Source organism: Mesorhizobium sp. WSM4828, assembly GCF_055811175.1.
This window is the reverse complement of record NZ_JBVVQK010000006.1, coordinates 45,699-65,567: the sequence shown is the minus strand read 5'-3', so window position 1 is coordinate 65,567 and position 19,869 is coordinate 45,699. Positions and strand designations below refer to the sequence as shown.

19 protein-coding genes are annotated in these 19,869 nt (G+C 63.0%); 11 read left to right on the top strand and 8 right to left on the bottom strand.

Annotated elements, in window-relative coordinates; all coding sequences use genetic code 11:
* Nucleotides 1-100 precede the first annotated feature (100 nt).
* The 4 genes from AC0L2X_RS09320 (at nt 101) to msrA (ending at nt 3,433) form a co-directional block, all read left to right on the top strand.
* Nucleotides 101-1,186: a TadE/TadG family type IV pilus assembly protein gene (locus tag AC0L2X_RS09320; RefSeq protein WP_473554033.1), complete on the top strand. Its 1,086-nt coding sequence runs from the start codon at nt 101-103 to the stop codon at nt 1,184-1,186.
* A 344-nt stretch (nt 1,187-1,530) separates the two neighbouring features.
* Nucleotides 1,531-2,241, top strand: coding sequence for a DUF1223 domain-containing protein (locus tag AC0L2X_RS09315; RefSeq protein WP_473554032.1), 711 nt, complete (start codon nt 1,531-1,533; stop codon nt 2,239-2,241).
* Nucleotides 2,242-2,319: 78 nt separating this feature from the next.
* Nucleotides 2,320-2,628: a hypothetical protein gene (locus AC0L2X_RS09310; protein WP_473554030.1), complete on the top strand. Its 309-nt coding sequence runs from the start codon at nt 2,320-2,322 to the stop codon at nt 2,626-2,628.
* 76 nt (nt 2,629-2,704) lie between these two features.
* On the top strand, nt 2,705-3,433 hold the full coding sequence (gene msrA / locus AC0L2X_RS09305) for a peptide-methionine (S)-S-oxide reductase MsrA (RefSeq protein WP_473554029.1): 729 nt from the start codon (nt 2,705-2,707) through the stop codon (nt 3,431-3,433).
* A 158-nt stretch (nt 3,434-3,591) separates the two neighbouring features.
* Here msrA and AC0L2X_RS09300 read toward each other — a convergent pair whose 3' ends face one another.
* The 3 genes from AC0L2X_RS09300 to AC0L2X_RS09290 form a co-directional block, all read right to left on the bottom strand.
* Nucleotides 3,592-6,156, bottom strand: a complete 2,565-nt coding sequence (locus AC0L2X_RS09300) for a mechanosensitive ion channel family protein (RefSeq protein ID WP_473599621.1) — start codon at nt 6,154-6,156, stop codon at nt 3,592-3,594.
* A gap of 102 nt (nt 6,157-6,258) precedes the next feature.
* Entirely contained in the window at nt 6,259-7,263 is a 1,005-nt protein-coding gene (locus AC0L2X_RS09295; protein WP_473554026.1) for a cytochrome d ubiquinol oxidase subunit II, read from the bottom strand.
* On the bottom strand, nt 7,260-8,633 hold the full coding sequence (locus AC0L2X_RS09290; RefSeq protein WP_473599620.1) for a cytochrome ubiquinol oxidase subunit I: 1,374 nt from the start codon (nt 8,631-8,633) through the stop codon (nt 7,260-7,262). Before AC0L2X_RS09290 ends, AC0L2X_RS09295 begins: the two co-directional genes overlap by 4 nt.
* 264 nt (nt 8,634-8,897) lie before the next feature.
* Here AC0L2X_RS09290 and AC0L2X_RS09285 point away from each other — a divergent pair, with 264 nt between their 5' ends.
* From AC0L2X_RS09285 to AC0L2X_RS09270, 4 genes are all read left to right on the top strand, one after another.
* Nucleotides 8,898-9,824, top strand: coding sequence for an ABC transporter ATP-binding protein (locus AC0L2X_RS09285; RefSeq protein ID WP_473599619.1), 927 nt, complete (start codon nt 8,898-8,900; stop codon nt 9,822-9,824).
* A gap of 14 nt (nt 9,825-9,838) precedes the next feature.
* The gene (locus tag AC0L2X_RS09280; RefSeq protein WP_352451914.1) at nt 9,839-10,600 is read left to right on the top strand and encodes an ABC transporter permease; all 762 of its coding nucleotides are present in this window, start codon (nt 9,839-9,841) and stop codon (nt 10,598-10,600) included.
* Nucleotides 10,601-10,756: 156 nt separating this feature from the next.
* Nucleotides 10,757-11,248: a MarR family winged helix-turn-helix transcriptional regulator gene (locus AC0L2X_RS09275; protein ID WP_473599618.1), complete on the top strand. Its 492-nt coding sequence runs from the start codon at nt 10,757-10,759 to the stop codon at nt 11,246-11,248.
* Nucleotides 11,245-11,925 carry a GNAT family N-acetyltransferase gene (locus AC0L2X_RS09270; protein WP_473599617.1) on the top strand — a complete coding sequence of 227 codons (681 nt, stop codon included), beginning with the start codon at nt 11,245-11,247 and terminating at the stop codon, nt 11,923-11,925. Before AC0L2X_RS09275 ends, AC0L2X_RS09270 begins: the two co-directional genes overlap by 4 nt.
* A gap of 103 nt (nt 11,926-12,028) precedes the next feature.
* Here the strand turns inward: AC0L2X_RS09270 and AC0L2X_RS09265 are convergent, their stop codons facing one another.
* Nucleotides 12,029-14,035, bottom strand: coding sequence for a PhoX family protein (locus AC0L2X_RS09265; protein ID WP_473599616.1), 2,007 nt, complete (start codon nt 14,033-14,035; stop codon nt 12,029-12,031).
* 204 nt (nt 14,036-14,239) lie between these two features.
* Between AC0L2X_RS09265 and AC0L2X_RS09260 the strand changes: the two genes are divergently transcribed.
* Together AC0L2X_RS09260 and AC0L2X_RS09255 are read left to right on the top strand one after the other, a co-directional pair.
* The gene (locus AC0L2X_RS09260; protein WP_023679017.1) at nt 14,240-14,578 is read left to right on the top strand and encodes a hypothetical protein; all 339 of its coding nucleotides are present in this window, start codon (nt 14,240-14,242) and stop codon (nt 14,576-14,578) included.
* A gap of 14 nt (nt 14,579-14,592) precedes the next feature.
* Complete coding sequence (locus tag AC0L2X_RS09255; protein WP_352868458.1) at nt 14,593-15,294, top strand: phosphatase PAP2 family protein; 702 nt, start codon at nt 14,593-14,595, stop codon at nt 15,292-15,294.
* Nucleotides 15,295-15,707: 413 nt separating this feature from the next.
* On the opposite strand, the gene AC0L2X_RS09250 is transcribed toward AC0L2X_RS09255, so the two are convergent.
* Nucleotides 15,708-16,568 (bottom strand): SMP-30/gluconolactonase/LRE family protein, encoded by an 861-nt coding sequence (locus AC0L2X_RS09250; protein WP_473599615.1) that lies wholly within the window; start codon nt 16,566-16,568, stop codon nt 15,708-15,710.
* A 115-nt stretch (nt 16,569-16,683) separates the two neighbouring features.
* Here AC0L2X_RS09250 and AC0L2X_RS09245 point away from each other — a divergent pair, with 115 nt between their 5' ends.
* On the top strand, nt 16,684-17,487 hold the full coding sequence (locus tag AC0L2X_RS09245) for a helix-turn-helix domain-containing protein (protein WP_473599614.1): 804 nt from the start codon (nt 16,684-16,686) through the stop codon (nt 17,485-17,487).
* A gap of 120 nt (nt 17,488-17,607) precedes the next feature.
* Here the strand turns inward: AC0L2X_RS09245 and AC0L2X_RS09240 are convergent, their stop codons facing one another.
* From AC0L2X_RS09240 to AC0L2X_RS09230, 3 genes are read right to left on the bottom strand one after another with little or no spacing between them, the layout of a single operon-like run.
* Entirely contained in the window at nt 17,608-18,408 is an 801-nt protein-coding gene (locus AC0L2X_RS09240; RefSeq protein ID WP_473599613.1) for a C40 family peptidase, read from the bottom strand.
* Between the two features lie 41 nt (nt 18,409-18,449).
* Complete coding sequence (locus tag AC0L2X_RS09235; RefSeq protein WP_473599612.1) at nt 18,450-19,394, bottom strand: CHAD domain-containing protein; 945 nt, start codon at nt 19,392-19,394, stop codon at nt 18,450-18,452.
* Nucleotides 19,391-19,864: a CYTH domain-containing protein gene (locus AC0L2X_RS09230; RefSeq protein ID WP_352491177.1), complete on the bottom strand. Its 474-nt coding sequence runs from the start codon at nt 19,862-19,864 to the stop codon at nt 19,391-19,393. The genes AC0L2X_RS09235 and AC0L2X_RS09230 overlap by 4 nt, the downstream gene beginning before the upstream one ends.
* Nucleotides 19,865-19,869: the final 5 nt, after the last annotated feature.

Genomic DNA, 19,869 nt, shown 5'->3' with positions numbered 1-19,869 from the left:
GCGGCGAGGCAAAGTCGTTAAACTTTGATCCATGAGATTAGAGCATAGTTCGCGCCCGGCGTGATAGCCACTGGCCTATCACCGTTTCGGGGGGATCGGAATGCCGCTGTCAGCATGCAAATTTCTCACATCGGTGAGCGGTTCGTTCGCGCCATTGCTCGCCATTTTGCTTATCCCGATGGTTGCCGCATTGGGTTTTTCCATCGACTATACCTCGGCGGTTTCAACCAGGGCATCGATGCAGAACGCCCTCGATGCAGCGTCGCTGTCGATCACGACGCTGGAGACGACCACGTCGTTGGCGGACCGCCAGGTGAAGCTGCAGGAGTCCTACCTGGCCAATGGCGGGCAAGGCACGGCCAAGCTCGACAGCTTCGTCGTCGCCGCCGACGGCGCCGCCAGCATCAAGGCTTCGGCCGGCTTTGCCATGCCGACGAGTTTCATGCAGATCGTCAAGATCAACACGGTGCAGGTCGGTGTCGCGTCGGGAGTGACCAAGAGGCCGGCACTGGTGGAGGCTACGTTCAAGGTCGACAAGATCTCGGGCTGGTGGGACAAGACAGTGACGCTCTACGGCACGAAGTCCGGGGACACGGTGGCCAACAAGCTGATGAGGATCTCCTACGCCTACAACAGGTTTGGCGATCCGAAAGGCTACGGAACGTCCTCTGTGTACACGATCAGCGGAACGACGGAGACGCTGGTCCAGAAACAAGTATGCACGACCACGACGGTGCTCAGCTTCTACGGCTTGCCCACCGGCACAATCACCCAGATCAGCGGCACCAGGAAATACGCAACCACCTGCGTCAACACCATGTATCCCGCGACCGGCGCCGGTGCGGTGATCGACGTGAAGGACATGGACAACCTGTCTCTGGAGATGAAGATACCGAATCCCAATCCTGGTCTTGGCGGCAGCTACCTGGAGACGGGCACGAAAACAACCCTGCGATCGGACGATCCGGTAACCTCCGATCGCTTGTTCATCGACAACGTCAAAACGCTAGCCAACACGACCGTCGACATCTTTACGGCCGTGCCGTGCGGCATCACCAGCAGTCAAGCGTGGGAAGATGGCGGATCACTTACCAACAACACCATAACCGACGCCGATTTTTCTTATTTTGTGACCGGCAAGTGCGCCTTCAACAAGCGCCCTTCGGAGACCGTGCTTACACAATAGACGAGGCGACATCCGATCTCCCCCCGCGTGGGGGAGATGGCCGGCAGGCCAGAGGGGGGCGCTGTCCCGCGGCCCTCGCAATCTGCAAGTCTGGCGACTCGCTTGGCCCGCTGTTGCATTGAGTTGGCGTTACTCGGCGTCCACGTAGGATGACGCTCCGTGGCGCCCCCCTCTGTCCTGCCGGACATCTCCCCCGCAATGGGGGAGATCGGATGTCGCCTCGGCTCTCGCCAATGCGCCAGGACGAAAAACTCGGACTTCTCCTCAATCACGAAGCGGTGATGCTGTAACGAACCGTGTGTCGGCGGCGAAGTGTGGGCATGGAACCGCACAGGAGAACAGCGATGACCGGATCGAAACGCAGCACAGCCCTGATGGGGCTCGCCGCGGCACTGTTTTCGGCGACTGTGCTATCGGCAGCAAGCGCGGCTGCCGGCCAGACGCTGACCGTGGTCGAGCTGTTCACCAGCCAGGGCTGCTCGTCCTGCCCGCCGGCCAACGCCAATCTGATCAAGGTCAAGGACCGGCCCGGCGTGCTGGCGCTGTCCTTCAACGTCACCTACTGGGACTATCTCGGCTGGAAGGACACATTCGGCAAAGAAGAATTCACGCAGCGCCAGGTCCGCTATGAACCGTCGCTCGGCCGTTCCGGCCCGTTCACGCCGCAAGTGGTGGTCAACGGCAAGGCCGATGCGGTCGGCGCCAGGCCAGGCGAGATCGAGCAGCTGATTTCGAGCGGCGGCCACGCCGACGGACCTTCGCTGTCGCTCGCCGGCGGCAAGGTCAGCATCGGCGCCGGCCCGGTGCCCGGCGGCAAGGCCGATGTCTGGCTGGTGCGTTACGGCAAGGGCGTCATCGAGGTGCCGGTGGCGCGCGGCGAAAACACCGGCCGCACGCTGCCGCACGCCAATGTCGTGCATTCGCTGACCAGGCTGGGCAGTTGGACCGGCGACGCCACCGCGCTGCCGCTGCCGGTGACGACGGGCGGCCTCAGCACCGCGGTGCTGGTCCAGGTGCCGGGCGGCGGGCCGATCCTGGCTGCCGCCACGAACTAGAAACCCTCGCGAAATTCCCCCAACGCGCAGCGGCGCCGCCGCATGCCGTCAACCCCTGCCAAACCCAAGGAGATCATCATGACCAATCGTTTGACCAATCGCCCGACCCTGGCGGCCTTCGTACTTTGCTCGACGGCGCTGTTCGCCGGTGGCGCGGCGAGGGCCGAAGATGCGATGAAGCCGGCGATGGCGACAAACGCCATGAAACCGGCAACGGACGCCATGAAACCAGCTGGCGCCATGAAGCCTGATGCGACGGCCACGACTGCGATGAAGGCGACAGATCCGATGAAGGCCGACTGCATGGACAAGGCAGCCGCCGAGACGGACGCCATGAAGAAGGCCGAGGCGACCAAGGCCTGCGATGCCATGGCTCCGGCCAAATAGGCGATGCGCACAGCAATGTGAGAGCCCGGCGGATCTATCCGTCGTATAATCCACACCACATCATGGGAGATCAGACATGACCGCAACCGTGAAACGACCGTCGATTTTCGCAAAAGCAGCGCTTGCCGCGCTCGTCCTCACGGCCGCCGCCGCCGTGTTCTGGCAGACGCCGGCAGTCTCGGCCGAGGACGCGGTGGTGATCCCGCCGCCGGCAATGGACGAGAAGGCCACCGCCGGCACCGAAAAGGCGGTCTTCGCCGGCGGCTGCTTCTGGGGTGTGCAAGGCGTGTTCCAGCACGTCAAGGGCGTCACCAGCGCCGTCTCCGGCTATGCCGGCGGCGACAAGGACACGGCCGTCTATGAAATGGTCGGCACCAGCCGGACGGGCCATGCCGAATCCGTCGAGATCACCTACGAGCCGTCCAAGGTGACCTATGGCCAGCTGCTGCAGGTGTATTTCTCGGTGGCGCACAATCCGACGCAACTGAACTACCAGGGGCCGGACAGCGGCACCCAGTACCGTTCAACGATCTTTGCCGAAAACGACACCCAGAAAAAGATCGCCGAAAGCTACATCGCCCAGCTCGACAAAGCCAAGGTGTTTCCCAAGCCGATCGTGACGACGCTGGAGACCGGTAAGAGCTTCTATCCGGCCGAGGACTATCACCAGGACTTTCTGACGCTCAACCCGACCTATCCCTATATCGTCTACAATGATCTGCCCAAGGTTGAGAATCTGAAGCGGCTGTTCCCCAACCTCTACAGCGAAAAGCCGGTGCTGGTGCTGGCCGCCAACAAGAGCTGAGCTTTTGGGGAGATAATCTCCCCCCTCGAGGGGGAGATGTCGCCGAAGGCGACAGAGGGGGTCGGTTCGGTTGGCGCGACGCGGCCGGCATCCCGAGGAAAGACGAAGTTGGCGCTCCACGCGCGGCGACCCCCTCTGGCCTGCCGGCCATCTCCCCCTCAAGGGGGGAGATTACTACCCCCCTTTTTCCAGGGCAGGCTCCAGCGCACTTTCTCCAGCGTCGCCTTTGCCTCGGCCGAGTCCGGGTCGGGCTCTGTCCCGCGATAATGCGCCGAGCCTTCAGGCGGATAGGCAAGCGTGTTGTTGAGGGCGAATTTATCGATCTGGCTGAAGTCGGGGAAAGGCAGATTTTGCGCCTCGCGCCAATCGCTGACCCTTTTCTCCGCGGCGATGCGTTTTTCGTCGTCGACCGGAAGGTCGGTGGCTCTGTATTCCAGTGACGAAGGGAAGGCGAACTGCGCGCCGGCATCATCCATGATGTTGATCATGGACAGCAGGATGTCCTCGCGGATGGCTTGAAATTCGGCCACGTCGGCGGTTTTCACGTAGGTGAACACGTCGATGTCGAGCGAATAGGCGCCGAAGCCGGCAAAGCGCACGCGGCAGGGATCGTCGATGACGCGCGGATGGGCGATCAGCAGCCTGCGCAGCTCGGCCAGGACGTAACGCAGCTGATCGGGCGTCGTCTCGTAGCGCAGCTGCAGCGTCGTCGCGAACCGGGTGCGGTCGCGATGCGCGTAGTTCTCGATCTGCATGCCGGCGAAATCCGAGTTCGGCACCGAGATGATCGTGCGGTCGAGCGACCTGATGCGGGTGGAGCGCATGCCGATATGCTCGATCGTGCCGGACTGGTCGCCGAACTTGCAGAAGTCGCCAACGCTGACCGGCCGGTCGGCATAAAGCGTCAGGCCGGAGAGGAAGTTCTGCAGCGTCGGCTGCGCCGCCAGCGCTACCGCCAGACCGCCGATGCCGAGACCGGCGATGACGCCTTCGTAGGGGATGGCGAGCACTTCGGCCAGCAGCAGGAAGGCGACGACCAGCACGGCGACGCGCGCCACGCCGGTGGACAGCGAAATCAGCGTGTCGTGATAGCCGGGCACCTGCCACAGCCCGCGATAATGGTCGGCGACCTTGCCGATCAGGTGCCAGACCACCGGCACGGCGCCGATCACGATCAGGCTCCAGGCGATTGCCTTGACCGGAGCGGCGACCACTTGCGGCAGACCGAGCGGGCGCAGCGTCAACAGCAGGAAGAAGCCAAGCACGATCGAGCGCACCGCCCATTCGACAATGCGGAAGAAGGCCGGGCTGTCCGTCCTTCGCACAAACAAGGAAATCAGCGCATTGGCGATGAAGCCGAAGACGATGCCGGCCAGTACGGCAAGGCCGAGCATCCACCATTGCCAGTGCTCCATCGGGCCGGCGCGGGTGAGCAGGCCGGGGCTGATCTCGCGGGCGAGGCCACGGGCGATGAAGAACGGGTCGGTGCTGGCGAAGGCGGCGAATTCCGGCGCCACCGGCACGTCTTCGACATCGGCGTAGAGCGCGCGGATGTGGGCGAGCGTCTCGGGCGTAAACTGCCAGATCTTGCGCTTGCCGGTGCCGTCGGGGTCGGTCTCGACCGGACCGATGACGATGTTGCCGGCGGGATGCTCGAAATAGACGAAGGGGGTGTTGCTCTTCGGGTCGTCGGGGATCTCCTGCCAATAGACATAGCCGATGCGGTCGATGACCTTTTTGAGATAGCGCTCGAGCAGGAACGCCTCGTCGCCGCGCACCGCCTGACTATAGTTGCGCAGGTCGAGCGCCGCCTGTGCCGGGTCGCCGGCTTCGGTGAGGCCGCTCAACAGTACCTTGAACGTATCGCGCGGCGAGGCGAGCATGCTCGGATCGTCGACCATGTCGACGGCTTCGCCATGCGCTTCCTGGAATTCGGCGAGCTTGGCCTGAAGCTGGGCAAGTGGCGGCCCGACGATAAACCAGTCGCCATTCTTGCGGCGAAAAGTGACGTCGAAGGCGACCCTGGTGCCGTATTGCGGCAGCGTCGCCGTCACCTCGTCGCCGGCGATGTTGTCATGCGGCAGGCTCCAAAGACGGAACGTCGCGTTGTCGATGACGGTGAACAGGAGCTTGGTATAATCGGGCATGTTGAGGCCGCCGCGGTCGGCCTTGGTGACGTCGACGAGACCTGCTGCCAGACCGGCAAGACCCATGCCGCCGCCGGTGGCGCGCGGCACGTTGTCGGCGCCGCTCTCGTTCATCGTCTGCAGGAACGAGCGCATGGTGCTCATCGGGCTCGACTGGTCGACACGGACGTCCTCGACGGCGCTGACACGCACCCCTGTCCACCATTCGGCGGTGGCGGCATCGAAACGACCCATGAAGCTGCCGCCGTCGGGCGACTGAACGAAGGTGAAGGCGCCCTGGCGGTCGCCTTCGAACCAGTGGCCGACAAGCTTGTCGCCTTCGGCCTTGGCCTCGATACGGCCGTTATAAAGCGGGTACACGCCCTTTATGTCGGTGCCGGTCTGCTCGAACTTGATCTGGGCGCCGCCGCCGCGCCACTTCGTGTCCCACACGCCCGCCCAGTTGGCCGCGTCCTGGGCATGCGCCTGCGGCATGGCCGGCAGCAGGCCGGCAAGCGCGAGTGCGCCGATCAGCGCGACCGTACGGATCAGCAAAAGCAGCAGCCGGTCCTGTGCTGCCGCAGAAAAGGGGTTCATTCTGTTGCCCTTCTTCTTGCCGGCGATTCTGCTGGGCCGGCCAGAGAAGGTTATTCCGCTTGAAGATGAATATTCTGTTTCAGGCGGCGACGGCGATGCCGGTCAGTCATAGGTCAGATCCGTCGCCTTGCCGGCGAACACTCGGTAGGCAAAGAACGAATAGAAGATGATGATCGGCAGCACGACGACCGTGCCGACCAGGATGACGGCCAGGCTTTCGGGTGCCGAAGCAGCCTGCCAGATGGTCAGCCGGTCGGGTACCACGAAGGGGTAGAACGACCAGGCGAGCCCGGCAAAACCGAGCGTGAAGATCGCAGCCAATGTCAGGAACGGGAGCAGCGCGTGGCGGTCGCCGGGTTTCGGCAGATGGAAGGTCTGGCGCCATAGCCACAGGAACAGCACTGCCGACAGGATCGGCAACGGCGAGAGGTAGAGCATGGCTGGCCAGACGAACCATTTGTCGAAGATGCGCGCGCTGGCAAAGGGCGTGGCCAGCGATACCGCGACCATGCCGAGCGCGGTCAGCACCAGCGCCGTGCGCAGCCACAGCACCGCCTTCCTCTGCAGGTCGCCTTCCGTCTTGTAGATGACCCAGGCCGCGCCCATCGCCGCGTAGGCCGCGGCAAGGCAGAGCGCCACCAGCGCCCCGAAAGCGACGCCGCCAGGACCGACGTCGAGGCCGAGCACATAGACGCCGAGCATGTAACCCTGCGCCAGCGACGCGATGACCGAGCCGAGGAAAAAGATGCGGTTCCAGCGATGTTTCCTGCCGGCCGGCACCTTGGCGCGGAAATCGAAGGCGACGCCGCGCAGGATCAAGCCGACCAGCAGAACGAAGACCGGAATGTAGAGCGCCGTCAGGATGGTGCCGTGCGCCAATGGGAAGGCGACCAGCAGCAGGCCGACCGCCAGCACCAGCCAGGTCTCGTTGGCGTCCCAGAACGGGCCGATGGCGGCGATCATCGTATCCTGTTCGGTGTCTTCGGCTGCGGCGAACAGGATGCCGATGCCGAGATCGAAGCCGTCGAGGATGACGTAGATCAGGATGGCGAGGCCCATCAGCCCGGCAAAGATCAGAGGCAGCAAGGTCGGCCAGTCGAAGCTCATGATGTTTCTCCCGGTTGCGCAACCGGCTGCGACAGCGGCCTGTCCATGACGCCCGGCAGCGGCGAGGTGTCACCATCCTTCGCCGCCTTCAATGCCAGATGCACCAGCACGCCGAGATAGGCGATCAGCAGCAGCACATAGAGGATGAGATAGACCGCCAGCGACAGCGCGACATGGCTGCCGGCGACCGGGCCGACAGCATCGGCGGTACGCAGCACGCCGGTGACCAGCCAGGGCTGGCGGCCGATCTCGGTGGTGTACCAGCCGGCCAGCGTCGCCAGCCAGCCGGACAGCGCCATCGGCACCATCACCAGCGCCAGCGGCTTAGGCAGGCTGTGGCGGCGCTTGAGGAAGAAGGCGGCCGACCAGGAGACAGCGAGCATCAGGAGCCCGGTGCCGACCATGATGCGAAAGCCCCAGAACACCGGAAATACCGGGGGATGGTTGCCGGCATAATCGTTCAGCCCCGGTACGATGCCGCCGGCGCTATGCCTGAGGATGAGACTGGCGCCGTCGGGAATGGTGAGCTCGAACCTGTTCTCCCTGGCCGCTTCATCGGGAAGCGCAAACAGCACCAGCGGCACGTTGGGACCGGTGTTCCAGTTGGCCTCCATGGCGGCGATCTTCTGCGGCTGATGTTCAAGCGTGTTGAGGCCGTGCTGGTCGCCGGCAAAGATCTGGATCGGGATCAGGATCGCGGCGGTGAAGACGCCGGTGCGCAAGGCCTTCCACATCGATTCCGAGCGATCGCCGTAGAGATAGCGCAGCGCCGACAGGCCGGCGATCAGGAACGAGACGGTCAGCCCCGAAGCAAGCAGCATATGGACGAGCCGGTAGGGCATGGACGGATTGAAGACAACGGCCCACCAGTCGGTGGCGTGCGCCACACCATCGCGCATTTCGAAGCCCGCTGGCGTCTGCATCCACGAATTGAGCGCGATGATCCAGAAGGCGGACAAGGTGGTGCCGCCGGCCACCAGCACCGTCGCCAACGTATGGACGCGGTTCGAGACGCGGCGGAAGCCGAACAGCATGATGCCGAGGAACGCTGCCTCGAGGAAAAAGGCGGTCAGGATCTCGTAGGCCAGCAGCGGGCCGGCGATGTTGCCGACCGTCTCCATATAGCCCGGCCAGTTGGTGCCGAATTGAAAACTCATGGTGACGCCGGAAACCACGCCCATGGCGAAGGACAGCGCGAATACCTTAACCCAGGTGAAATAAGCGCGCATCCAGGCCGAATCGCCCGTCGCGTTGTAGCGGAGCTTGAAGAACAGCAGCACCCAGCCGAGCGCTATGGTGATCGCCGGGAACAGGATGTGGAACGAGATGTTCGCGCCGAACTGTATGCGTGACAGAATGAGCGGGTCCATGGCGGCTCCGGCTGCTGCTTGTTTGTTGAAGGATAGGCTTGATGCACCTGACGGTCAAAGCGGCGTCCCGCCGCGAGGCGGAACGCCGCAGTGCCGGTTAATCTGCTTTTGCATGGAATTTTGGCTGGACGACCGGGCAGGTGTTGCTTATTCCGGCGAACCTCAATGTCCCGAACTGTCAGGAGCGGCATTGACATCCGGATTTGCGGACCGACATTCAGCGGATTAAATCAACAACTCTGTTTCAAGCAGCCGTTTTCAGCCATGCAGCCGATCATCTCGATTTCCGGGGTCACCAAGACCTACGCCACCGGCTTCAAGGCGCTGAAGGAGATCAATCTCGATATAGTGCGCGGCGAGATCTTTGCGCTGCTCGGGCCGAACGGCGCCGGCAAGACGACGCTGATCTCGATCGTCTGCGGCATCGTCAACCGCTCGTCGGGCAGCGTCACGGTCGACGGTCATGACATCAACCGCGACTACCGCGCCGCGCGCAGCCTGATCGGGCTGGTGCCGCAGGAACTGACCATCGACGCCTTCGAGAGCGTATGGGCGACGGTCAATTACAGCCGCGGGCTGTTCGGCAAGCCGGCGGACAAGGCGTTCGTCGAAAAGGTGCTGCGCGACCTGTCGCTCTGGGACAAGAAGGACGCCAAGGCGATCACGCTGTCCGGCGGCATGAAGCGCCGGCTGATGATCGCCAAGGCGCTGTCGCACGAGCCGCGCATCCTGTTCCTCGACGAACCGACGGCAGGCGTCGATGTCGAGCTGCGCCAGGACATGTGGGCGATGGTGCGCCGGCTGCGCGAGGACGGCGTCACCATCATCCTGACCACGCACTACATCGAAGAAGCTGAGGCGATGGCCGACCGCGTCGGCGTCATCAACCGCGGCGAGATCGTGCTGGTCGAGGACAAGGCCGAGCTGATGCGCAAGCTTGGCCGCAAACGGCTTGTGCTGGAACTGCGCAGTCCCCTGGCCACCGTTCCCGACGCTTTTTCGAGCTACGCGCTGGAGCTTTCGGCAGATGGAGGACAGCTGACCTACACTTATGACAACCAGAGCGAACGGCCGGGCGTCGCCTCGCTGATCCGCGAGCTCGAGGCGGCCGGCATCCAGTTCCGCGACATCGATACGGAAAACAGCTCGCTCGAGGAGATCTTCGTCAATCTGGTGAGGAAACCGGCATGAACCCGCGTGCGGCCATGAATCTTCATGCGGTATGGGCGATCTATCGGGTGGAGATGGCGCGCGCCCTTCGCACCGTGCTGCAGAGCATTGTTTCGCCGGTCATTTCCACGTCGCTCTATTTCGTCGTCTTCGGCTCGGCCATCGGCTCACGCATCACCGAGATCGACGGCATCAGCTACGGCGCCTTCATCGTACCGGGGCTGATCATGCTGTCACTGCTGACGCAATCGATCTCCAACGCTTCTTTCGCCATCTATTTTCCGAAATTCGTCGGCTCGATCTACGAATTGCTGTCGGCGCCGGTGTCCTATCTGGAGATCGTCATCGCCTATGTCGGGGGCGCGGCGACAAAGTCGATCGTGCTTGGCCTGATCATCCTGGCGACGGCCTCGCTGTTCGTGCCGTTGACGATCGAGCATCCGTTCTGGATGCTTGCCTTCCTGGTGCTGACGGCGGTGACCTTCAGCCTGTTCGGCTTTATCATCGGCATCTGGGCGAAGAGCTTCGAGCAGCTGCAGCTGGTACCGCTGCTGATCATCACGCCGCTGACCTTCCTCGGCGGCAGCTTCTATTCGATCAACATGCTGCCCGGCATCTGGCGCACGGTGACGCTGTTCAACCCGGTGGTCTACCTGGTCAGCGGTTTCCGCTGGAGCTTCTACGGCAAGTCCGACGTTTCGGTCGGCGTCAGCCTCGGCATGACGGTGGTCTTCCTGCTCATCTGCATAGCGATCGTCGCCTGGATATTCAGGACCGGCTACCGGCTGCGCAACTGATCGACTGGCCTTGTCCCGGCGAAGCCGCCTTATCGATCGACCTTTCCTCGCCGAAGGCGATGTAGGCCCGTGGCCCCGAGCCGGAGCTTGAATGCTCGATCTTGCTTTTTATGCGTTGTTATATATCATGTTATAGATTTTGAGGTGAAGCGACCTATGGAAGACGTCATACGTTCGCTTGGCTTCCTATGCCTGGGTAGCAGGTTGAGGCGTATAGGCGAGCAACTGCAAGCGGAGGCGCAGCGCCTGCTCGACCGGCTGGATGTTCCGGTTCAGGCGAGCCAGTACCCGCTGCTGGCTGCGCTCGACAGGCTGGGTCCGCTGTCTGTCGGGGAACTGGCGCAATGCCTTGGCATCGCGCAGCCAGGCGTAACGCGAAGCGTCTCGCTTCTGTCCGAATTGGGACTGCTCGAGGTCAGTCCGTCGACCGATGACCAGCGGCGCAGGATTGTCTCGCTCACTCGGGACGGCCGGCGACTGGTCGATGTCGCAGAGCGCGACGTCTGGCCTTCCATCGAGAACGCCGTCGCGGATTTGTGCGCGGATCTTTCGGGGCCGCTTCTTGAGCAGCTGGCTGCCATCGAGGACGGCCTCGCCGCGGCCCCTCTCGAACGTCGTGTAAAAAAGCCTGAGGGTGCCGCGCAATGAGACATCTGCTTGACCGCCCTGTCTGGAGCGCGCTTCAGACGCGACATCGGGCGTTCGCGCAAGGTAATGACCTCGCCAGGCGATACCGGCCATCGATTGTTCCTTTCGCCGCCACTGGGGCGGACGACCCGGATAGCCTGCGGGCGCTCGAAAAGCTTGTCTCCTCGGGCGAGAGTGTGATCCTGCTTCAACCGGACGCCATTGCTCTGCCCACGGGGCTTTCCGCGACTTCGGCCGCAGCCGGGGTTCAGATGATTGCAGAGCGGCCATTGCAGATCGTCTCCGACCCGCGCGTGCATCGTCTGACCCGAGACGATGCCGCTGAGATGCTCGCCCTGGCATTGCTCACCAAGCCTGGCCCATTCACGCTTGAAGCCTTGAGCCTGGGCGATTTTTGGGGTGTGAAAATCGAGGGCAGACTTGCGGCGATGGCCGGCGAGCGCATGAAGCAGCCTGGCCATACCGAACTCAGCGGGGTGTGCTCACATCCGGAATTTCGCGGCGGTGGCCTGGGCAAGCTGCTGTCCCTATTCGTGGCAAACCGGATAGTTGCGCGCGGCGAAGTTCCCTATCTCCACGCCTACGCCAGCAACGCCACGGCCATTAGACTATACGAGTCCATTGGCTTCAGGTTGCGAAGCACAATGAATGTGGCCGTGGTTCAGCGCACCGGATGATTAGTCGGCGCATGATGCGCAGCATGGATGCATCCCGTATCAGGAAAGGAAGGATCTCGTATGGCCGAAATCCTTCCTTGAGACTGCAAGACCTTGCTGCGTGTCAGACCGCGATCTTGCCTCCGCCTTGCCTGGTGATGGCAACGACCGCCGGGCGCACCGGCATGTCCGGTTTGAAGTCGGGCCAGCGCGTCGACAAATCCTCATAGTAGGACGGACGGCCGAAAGCCTCCCAGTCCTCGCCGCCGTCGCCCGGATGCTGGACGGCAACGAAGGCGGTCTGGTCGTCCGGCGCGAACAGGGGACCACACATTTCGGCGCCGATCGGCACGCGGAAGAACAGCTTTGAGGTCGCCCGCGCCGGCCCTTCCGTATCGACAGCCCACAGACCGTCGGTACGGCCAGTGGCCTTCGGGCCCTGGCCGTCGGTGGCGACCCAGAGGCGGCCGGCCGAATCGACCGCGCAATTGTCCGGCATGCCGAACCAGCCATTGGCGGTGGTTGCGGTCGAGAAGGTGGCGCCGACAGCGGCAACCGAGGGGTCACCGCATTTCAGCAGGATTTCCCACCTGCCCTTTGTCGCGGTGAAATCACCGCCGTCCTCGACGATCTCGATGATGTGGCCAAAGGCATTTTCGGCACGCGGGTTGACGGCGTCGACCTGATCGGCCTTGCGCTTCGAATTGTTGGTCAGCATGACATAGACCTTGCCGTTGGTGGCATTGGGCTGGATGTCTTCCGGGCGGTCCATCTTGGTGGCGCCGAGCAGGTCGGCGGCGCGGCGCGTTTCGATCAGCACGTCGGCCTGACTGGCAAAGCCGTTCTCCGCCGTCAGCGGCCCTTGGCCGAAGACGATCGGCAGCCATTCGACCGAACCGTCGTCGGCAAACTTGGCGACATGCAAGGTGCCGTCGTCGAGCAAATCCATGTTGGCGGCGCGATCGTCCGGGTTGAACTTGCCTGTGGTGACGAACTTATAGACATAGTCGAAGCGCTCGTCGTCGCCGAGATAGAAGACGACACGGCCGTCCTTGGCGACGATCGATTCGGCGCCCTCATGTTTGAAGCGCCCCATCGCGGTGCGCTTCCTCGGCGCCGAAGTCGGATCCTGGACGTCGACCTCGACGATCCAGCCGAAGCGGTTCGGCTCGTTCGGCTCCTTGCCGATGTCGAAACGGTCGTAATGCGCAGCCCATTCATAGGCACCTTCGGGAATGCCGAGGCGCTTGTAATTGGCGGCTTCCTTATGGCCCTGCGGCAGCTCGCCCGAGAAATAGCCGTGGATGTTCTCCTCGGCCATGACATAGGTGCCCCATGGCGTGACGCCGCCGGCACAATTGTTGACGGTGCCGATGACCTTCGTGCCGGTCGGATCGGCGCTGGTCTTGACGCGGTCGTGGCCGGCGACGGGGCCGGAGAGCGCAATCTCGGTATTGGAGGTGATGCGGCGGTTCAGCTTGCCGTTGCGAAAGACCTGCCATTTGCCTGATACCTTGCGGATCTCGACGATGGTGCCGCCATGCGCGGTCATCTCGACGTCGACTTGTTCCTTGCTGAGGGGCGCCTGCTTGGCTTTGCCATCGACGATGGTGACGAGGCCCGGAAACATCAGGTGCGGATTGGTGTATTCGTGGTTGACCACCAGCAGGCCGTGCTCGGCCGAGCCGTCGATCGGGATATAACCGACATAGTCGTTGTTGTAGCCGAATTGTCTGGCCTGGGCTTCTGCCGACTGTTTTGTCGGATCGAATTCGGGCGAATCGGCGAACAGCGGGTCGCCCCAGCGCAGCAGCACGTCGGCGTCATAGCCGGGTGCGACGTGATGCTTGTCGTCGATGCCGGCCTCGAGCTCGTCGAAAGCGAAGGCGGAGCCTTCGGCGGCGCGGGCGTTGTCGACGGTGATCAGCGCCAGCGGGCTGACGGTAGCGGCTATGGCCGAGACGGCAAGCGAGCCCTTGAGGAAGCCGCGGCGCGAGAACCGCGCGGCGATGATCTCACCCATCGTGCGGTTGTCGGTGGGATTGGCTCCTGGCCCATCGTTTTCCTCGAGCAGGCTGGTGCGGAAATGAGCGTCAGGGATGCGATGTTCGGTCGAGCGCTGTTCAGTCATGGGGGGCCTGCCTCTGGCTGGATAGATTGCTGGAGCGTGTTGCCTGGCCAGTCCGGTATCGCCGGCAGGTCACAGTTTGATGACATGCCGGCTAATTGCCACCTGCGATTTCGTATCCAGCATCAGCCCCGCTTGACCGCGACCGGCGCTTCGGAAACAAGAGCTGCGGCAGGCGCGTAGGGACCGCATCGGGAGGAACAAAAAGTGAGTTTCTGGGGACTTGGGCAGCTCTGCGTTTCGACGGTGATCTTCCTGCTGGCGGCGATGGCTGCAAAACAGTGGGGGCTGGCGCCGAGCCTCGGCAAGATCGTGCTGACGTTGGCGCTCTATTCGCTCGGCAATCTGATCATGCTGAGGCTGATCCGTGAATTCGGCATGTCGGTGTCGTTCAGCCTGTCGGCGGTGATCCAGCTGGTGTCGGTGAATGTGGTGGCGCTGGTCTTCTTCGGCGAGCGCGTCAATGCGTTACAGGCAACCGGCATCGTGCTTGCCATCGCAGCGGTGGCGCTGATCACGCTCGGGCCCTATCTGCAGAGGCTGTAACTGCGATCGGGCCGATGAAGAAGGTTGCAAGCAGACTGCGCAACTGGCTGGAGTTCCCGGTTCTGCTGGCCGGGCTGGTCATTGCCGGCGGGCTGTGGGGGTTCGAGGAGCTGATGGAGATGGCGCGGGCCACCACGCCGCATGCCTTCGATACCGAAATCCTGCTTGCCTTCCGCAAGGCCGGCCAGCCCGACAATCCGATCGGACCGGCGTGGCTGGAAGGAGCGATGCGCGACATCACCAGCCTCGGCAGCGCCAGCGTGCTGGTGCTGATCACGGCAGCAATGATCGTCTATCTGCTCCTTATCCGCAGGCCAGGCGCGGCGCTTCTCATGTTCGTCGCGGTAGCGGGCGGCCAGCTCCTGTCGAGCGTGCTGAAATTCGATATCGACCGGCCGCGCCCTGACCTGGTCTCGCATCTCGCCGATGTGGCATCGCTTTCGTTCCCGAGCGGCCACGCCATGCTGTCGGCGGTGACATATTTGACGCTGGGCAGCATGGCGGCGCGGTTTTTGCCCGGGCGGACAACGAAGATCTATGTGCTCGGGCTGGCGGTGCTGACGACGGTGGTGGTCGGCATCAGCCGCATCTATCTCGGCGTCCACTGGCCGTCCGACGTATTGGCCGGCTGGTGCGCCGGCTTTGCCTGGGCGATGCTATGCTGGCTTGCGGCACGGTTCCTGCAGCGATGGCTTGGGCGGGCCGACGGCACCTGACTCATGTCAGTGCTTTTGCGGTCAAATCAGCCTGTTGATCAGGCCATGGCCGCAGCCTGCCAACAGGCAAACCATCGACAGCAAGGCTGTCGAGGTCGCCATCGCTTTGAATATCTTCACCTGCTTATCCTTTTTGAAGTCGTGCCTGTGAAATCGGTGCCGCAATGGATGTTCCGCCAAACGATGCCGAGGTTTGTAGCATGACAGCGCATCGGCTGGCAAAGAGTGCTGCATGTTTCAAGTATGCAAGATGATTCTTGAACCATCATAATAATCAGGCGCTTCACCGCAGACACGCCGCATGCTGATCAACCACGGCGTCAAGCGGCCGCTGGTGACTTATGCCGCCTCGATCACGGATGCGCGGGCGCAGTTGAAGAAAGCCGCGCCCGCCGCCTGAGCCGATGGCTGGCTTAGTCGAGGCCCAACGCTGCGACTTCGCCCTCATTCATCAGCGGCACGAAGAGGGTCGACCTGCCGTCGGTGCCGATGTCCGCGCTGCCCGGCTTGAACGTCGCAACCACCTGCGGCGTGCCGCCTGCTTTGTAGCGGTAGAGCGTGCCGGTCATATAGGCAGTGGCGTAGATGCTGCCGCCGATGACAACGACGCCATCGAGGTTGGCGAATTTTTCCGCGCCGGGCAGTGGCGCAATTGCCTTGGTGGCGAGATCAACCGAGAGCAGGCCGCCCGGCTCCGCGGTGCTGAAGTCGGGCTTGATGCCCTTGCCCCACGAAGCGACGATCAGCCGGCCGCCATCGGCGAAGATGCCATTCGGCGAAGCAAGCGCCGCATCCCTGACGAACAGTTCCGGCCGGTCGCCGTCGATACGATAGATCGTGTCGGCAAGCATGTCCGTGACGTAGACCTTGCCGGACGCGTCGGCGGTCATGTCGTTGAGGAAGACGGCGTTCGGCACGTCGATCGTCGATGTTAGCTTGCCGCTTGCGAGATCGACGACGCGCACATGGGTGATATCGGCGACGTAGAGTTTGCCGTCGGCAATCGCCATGCCCTTGGGCGCGTCCATGCCGTCGGTCCAATGTTTCGTAACCATCTTGCCGTCCATCGACAGGACCGACAGATATCCATTGCCGTCGGCGTCGCCGGGATTGCCAACGATATTCGAGATGATGATGCGTTGGCCGGCGGCATCGAACAGGGCCGATTCCGGTTGATCGAGGCTGCCGGCGCGCCAGAGTTCAGCGGCCTGAACTGCCGGCGCAGCCGCGATGCCGACGATAGCGAGAAGTATCGGTGTGAAGAGGCTCTTCATGGCTAGTCTCCTGTAATGGACTGGCGGAGAGCTAGGCCTTTCGATACTTTTCGGGAAGATGTATCAGGACTAGTACCGAAGGCTGATACCAAATCGCGCAACAGAGGTGCATCCCATGAACGGCCTGATCTTCGAAGCGCTCAAGCGGACGCTTAAGGCCAAGGGCGTGACCTATCGCGTCCTTGCCGAGCGGATGGGCGTTTCCGAGCCTACGGTGAAACGCATCTTTCATGAGCGCAACTGCAAGCTCGACCGGCTGATGGAGATCTGCACTGCCGCCGGCGTGGAGTTGGAGAACGTGCTCGGCTCAATGAACAGAGGACCGGGACCTGCCAACCAGATCGCGCCGGAGATCGAGCGCAAGCTCGCCGGGCGGCCGGCACTGCTGTTCGTCTTCGTCATGCTTTCCGAGAAATTCACGCCCGAAGGTATCATGCGCTCACAAGGACTGAGCGAGGCTTCGATGTTCCTCTATCTGCGCGACCTCGAGGAACTCGGCCTGGTCGCGCTCGGTCGCGGCCTGTCGGCAAGGCTGCTGGTCGAGGCGCCGATCCAGTGGAATTTCGACGGGCCATTGCGGCCGCTGTTCGAGATGACCAACAAGAATTTTATCGGCTGGGCCATCACCCATCTTGAGCGCGAGTCGACGTTCGTCAGCTTCTCCAGGCGGATGCGGCCGGAAACGGCGGAGATGGTCAGGCGCGAGGCGGAGGAATTGGCGGAGCGCGCCAAATTGCTTGCTCATCACGACCAGCACACGACGCCCGAAGACGGGCTGGTCGGCTACAAATGGACGTTTGCGTTCGGCGCAACGCCGTTCCCGGTGATCATGCCAATCGGGCCGCATCCGCGCGACGCAGGCGCGCGGACGGACGATCGAGTTACGGCCGCCGCAAACGGACGGCGTCTGCCGGCCTAGGTCAAGATGCAGAACGACCGGGCTGTTGGCGGCAGCCAGTCTGACTGAGCTTCTTACTCCTGAGTATCGGCCGCAAACCGGTTGTCAGAGCGTCCCATGCCCAAACACAAGATCGAGCGGCTATTCGGCGGTCTTGTTCGCCGCCACCTTGTCATCCCAGACCATCTGCCGGTAGTCGAAGCCGTATTCCAGCGTCGGCTTGACGATGCGGAAATAGGGCGACAGGTCGAAGTCGCGCGGCGTGTAGAGCGAGTGGTGGCGGATGTGCAGGATTTCCTTGCGCGAATAGCTCGACTGGGCCGAAGCACGGCCGGGCGCCCGGGTAATCTCGGGTAAGATCGGGTAGCGGATCTGGCCGTAAGCCTCCGCGATCAGCGACGAGCAGATGGCGCGCGTCGGATCGCCGGAACCGAAAGCCAGCATGCGGCGGCGCCAACGCACCGGCACCGGCGGCGTCGGCAAGAAGTAGCGCAGCATGTCGAATATGTTCTTGAGATCGTATCTGAGACCGAGCCTGCCGATCATGAAGGCGACGACCGCTTCGCGATCGTCCGGAGCCAGGCCGCTCGCACGGCAGATGCGGGTATTGTAGCTGCGGTAGCGCGACAGCGGCACGGCGATGCAGCCATCGCCGAGCGTGACCTCGATCAGGCGCCGCCGCTCCGATCCGTCTTCCGGCTCCGGCAATGCATCGCCGACATAGAAGGAGGCATGCGACCAGGTCGACTGGGTGAGGTATTTGATTGCCGCCGATATCTTCTGGTTGCCCTCGATGAGCAGGATGTCGCCGGGTTCGAGTGTGCGGCGCAGCGTTTCGGCGTCCGACGGCGTGTAGGGCTTGTAGCCGGACGATTCCTCCTGCAGCCGGCCGGCAAGCCAGCGGCCAAGTCGGTCCAGAAGCGTGTCGCCGGGCTCGGTCATGCCAGACGGCGATTACCACAGGGCGGCAAATTAGACCATGATCAGCCCACGCCAGGGGCGCCGGCGTCTTCGTGCTGCGGTACCGCTGTGAGATCGTCGCGCACCTTGCGGGCAAGCTTCCTCGTCGAGCGCTTCGGACTGTCGCCGAAAAGCCCGGCCGCCTCGGCGAGGCAGATCTTTTTCAGGCTCTTTTCCGAGCGCTTCAGCAGCTTGGCAAGCAACCGCGTCTCCTCAGGGGGGCCAAGCGGCTGGTCCCCGGCATCGAGAAGGGCGCGCATAACGAACACATCGTGCAGTTCGCCAAGCCGCTCGCCCAATTCGTCGACGGCCTTGCGCCGCGTCTTGATCGGCGTTGGCCACAGCCTGCCGAGCAGCGACAGATGCATGGCATGCGTCTTGGCCGCCTTGCGCAGATCGTGAAAGTCATCGGCTTCGCCGCGCGAAGCCGCCTTGTCCAGCGCTTTCCTGGCGCGGCGCAGAGTAGTGCGCGCGCCTTCGGCAAGCACGTCGGCAGCCTGCTCCGGCTGGTCGGGCAGAGCGAGCTTGTCGATCCGGACGACACCTTCCTCGCAAGCGGCGATCGCCGCGCCTATCGCAGCCTCGAGGCCTGCTCCGCCATGCAGTTCATGCTGGCGCGCGACGAGCCTGTCACGCAGTGCATCAAGGCCGCCGGCACTTTGCTCGGGAAAGCTTGCCGCTAGCCGGTCGATTGTTTCGACCAGTGCAGTCGCCTCACGCGGGCCGGCAAGCAGGGCCGCTACCTGGCGGTAGCACTGGTTCTCGGTCACGCAGAATGTTTCGTCTCCGGAACGGACAAGGCGCAGCAAGGCGCGGACGTTCTTCAGCCGTTTGCGGCATTTGTGCAGCCCCTGTTCGGGCCTGTCACGCGCGGCGTCCAGATGGACAAGCGCCTTGCCGATCTCCTCGGTAAGGATGCGCCTGACCTCGCCGGTCAGCGACATGCGCGGATCGATACGAAAGCTCATGCGACGATCTCCGGAATCCCCCCAAGGGCGAGCGACGCGTTGTAAAATCTCGGCTCGCCGGTGACCTCTCGGCCGAGCCAATCTGGCAGCATTTCGTCCGGTACATCCTCCGGCGTCTCGAGCTCGGCGATCACCAACCCCGCAAGCGTCCCGCCGAAGACATCGACTTCGTAGCGATAGCCGCGGTGTCTAACATGGTGGCGTGTCTTCTCGATGACATGTCCGATGGCAAAGGCCTGCATCTCCTGCGCCTCCGCCAAAGGCACCGGATATTCGAATTCATCGCGCTCGCGTGCCTGGCTGCCGAACTTGAGCGTCAGCTTGGCGGCGGCGTCATCGCTGATGCGCATACGCACCGTGCGGCTGGGTTCGGCGACAAGATAGAATTGACGGATATGAATGTCCGCCTCGACCATCGCCCGCCATTCTTCACCTGCGACCAGGAATTTACGCTCGATTTCCTTGCCCATAGCCA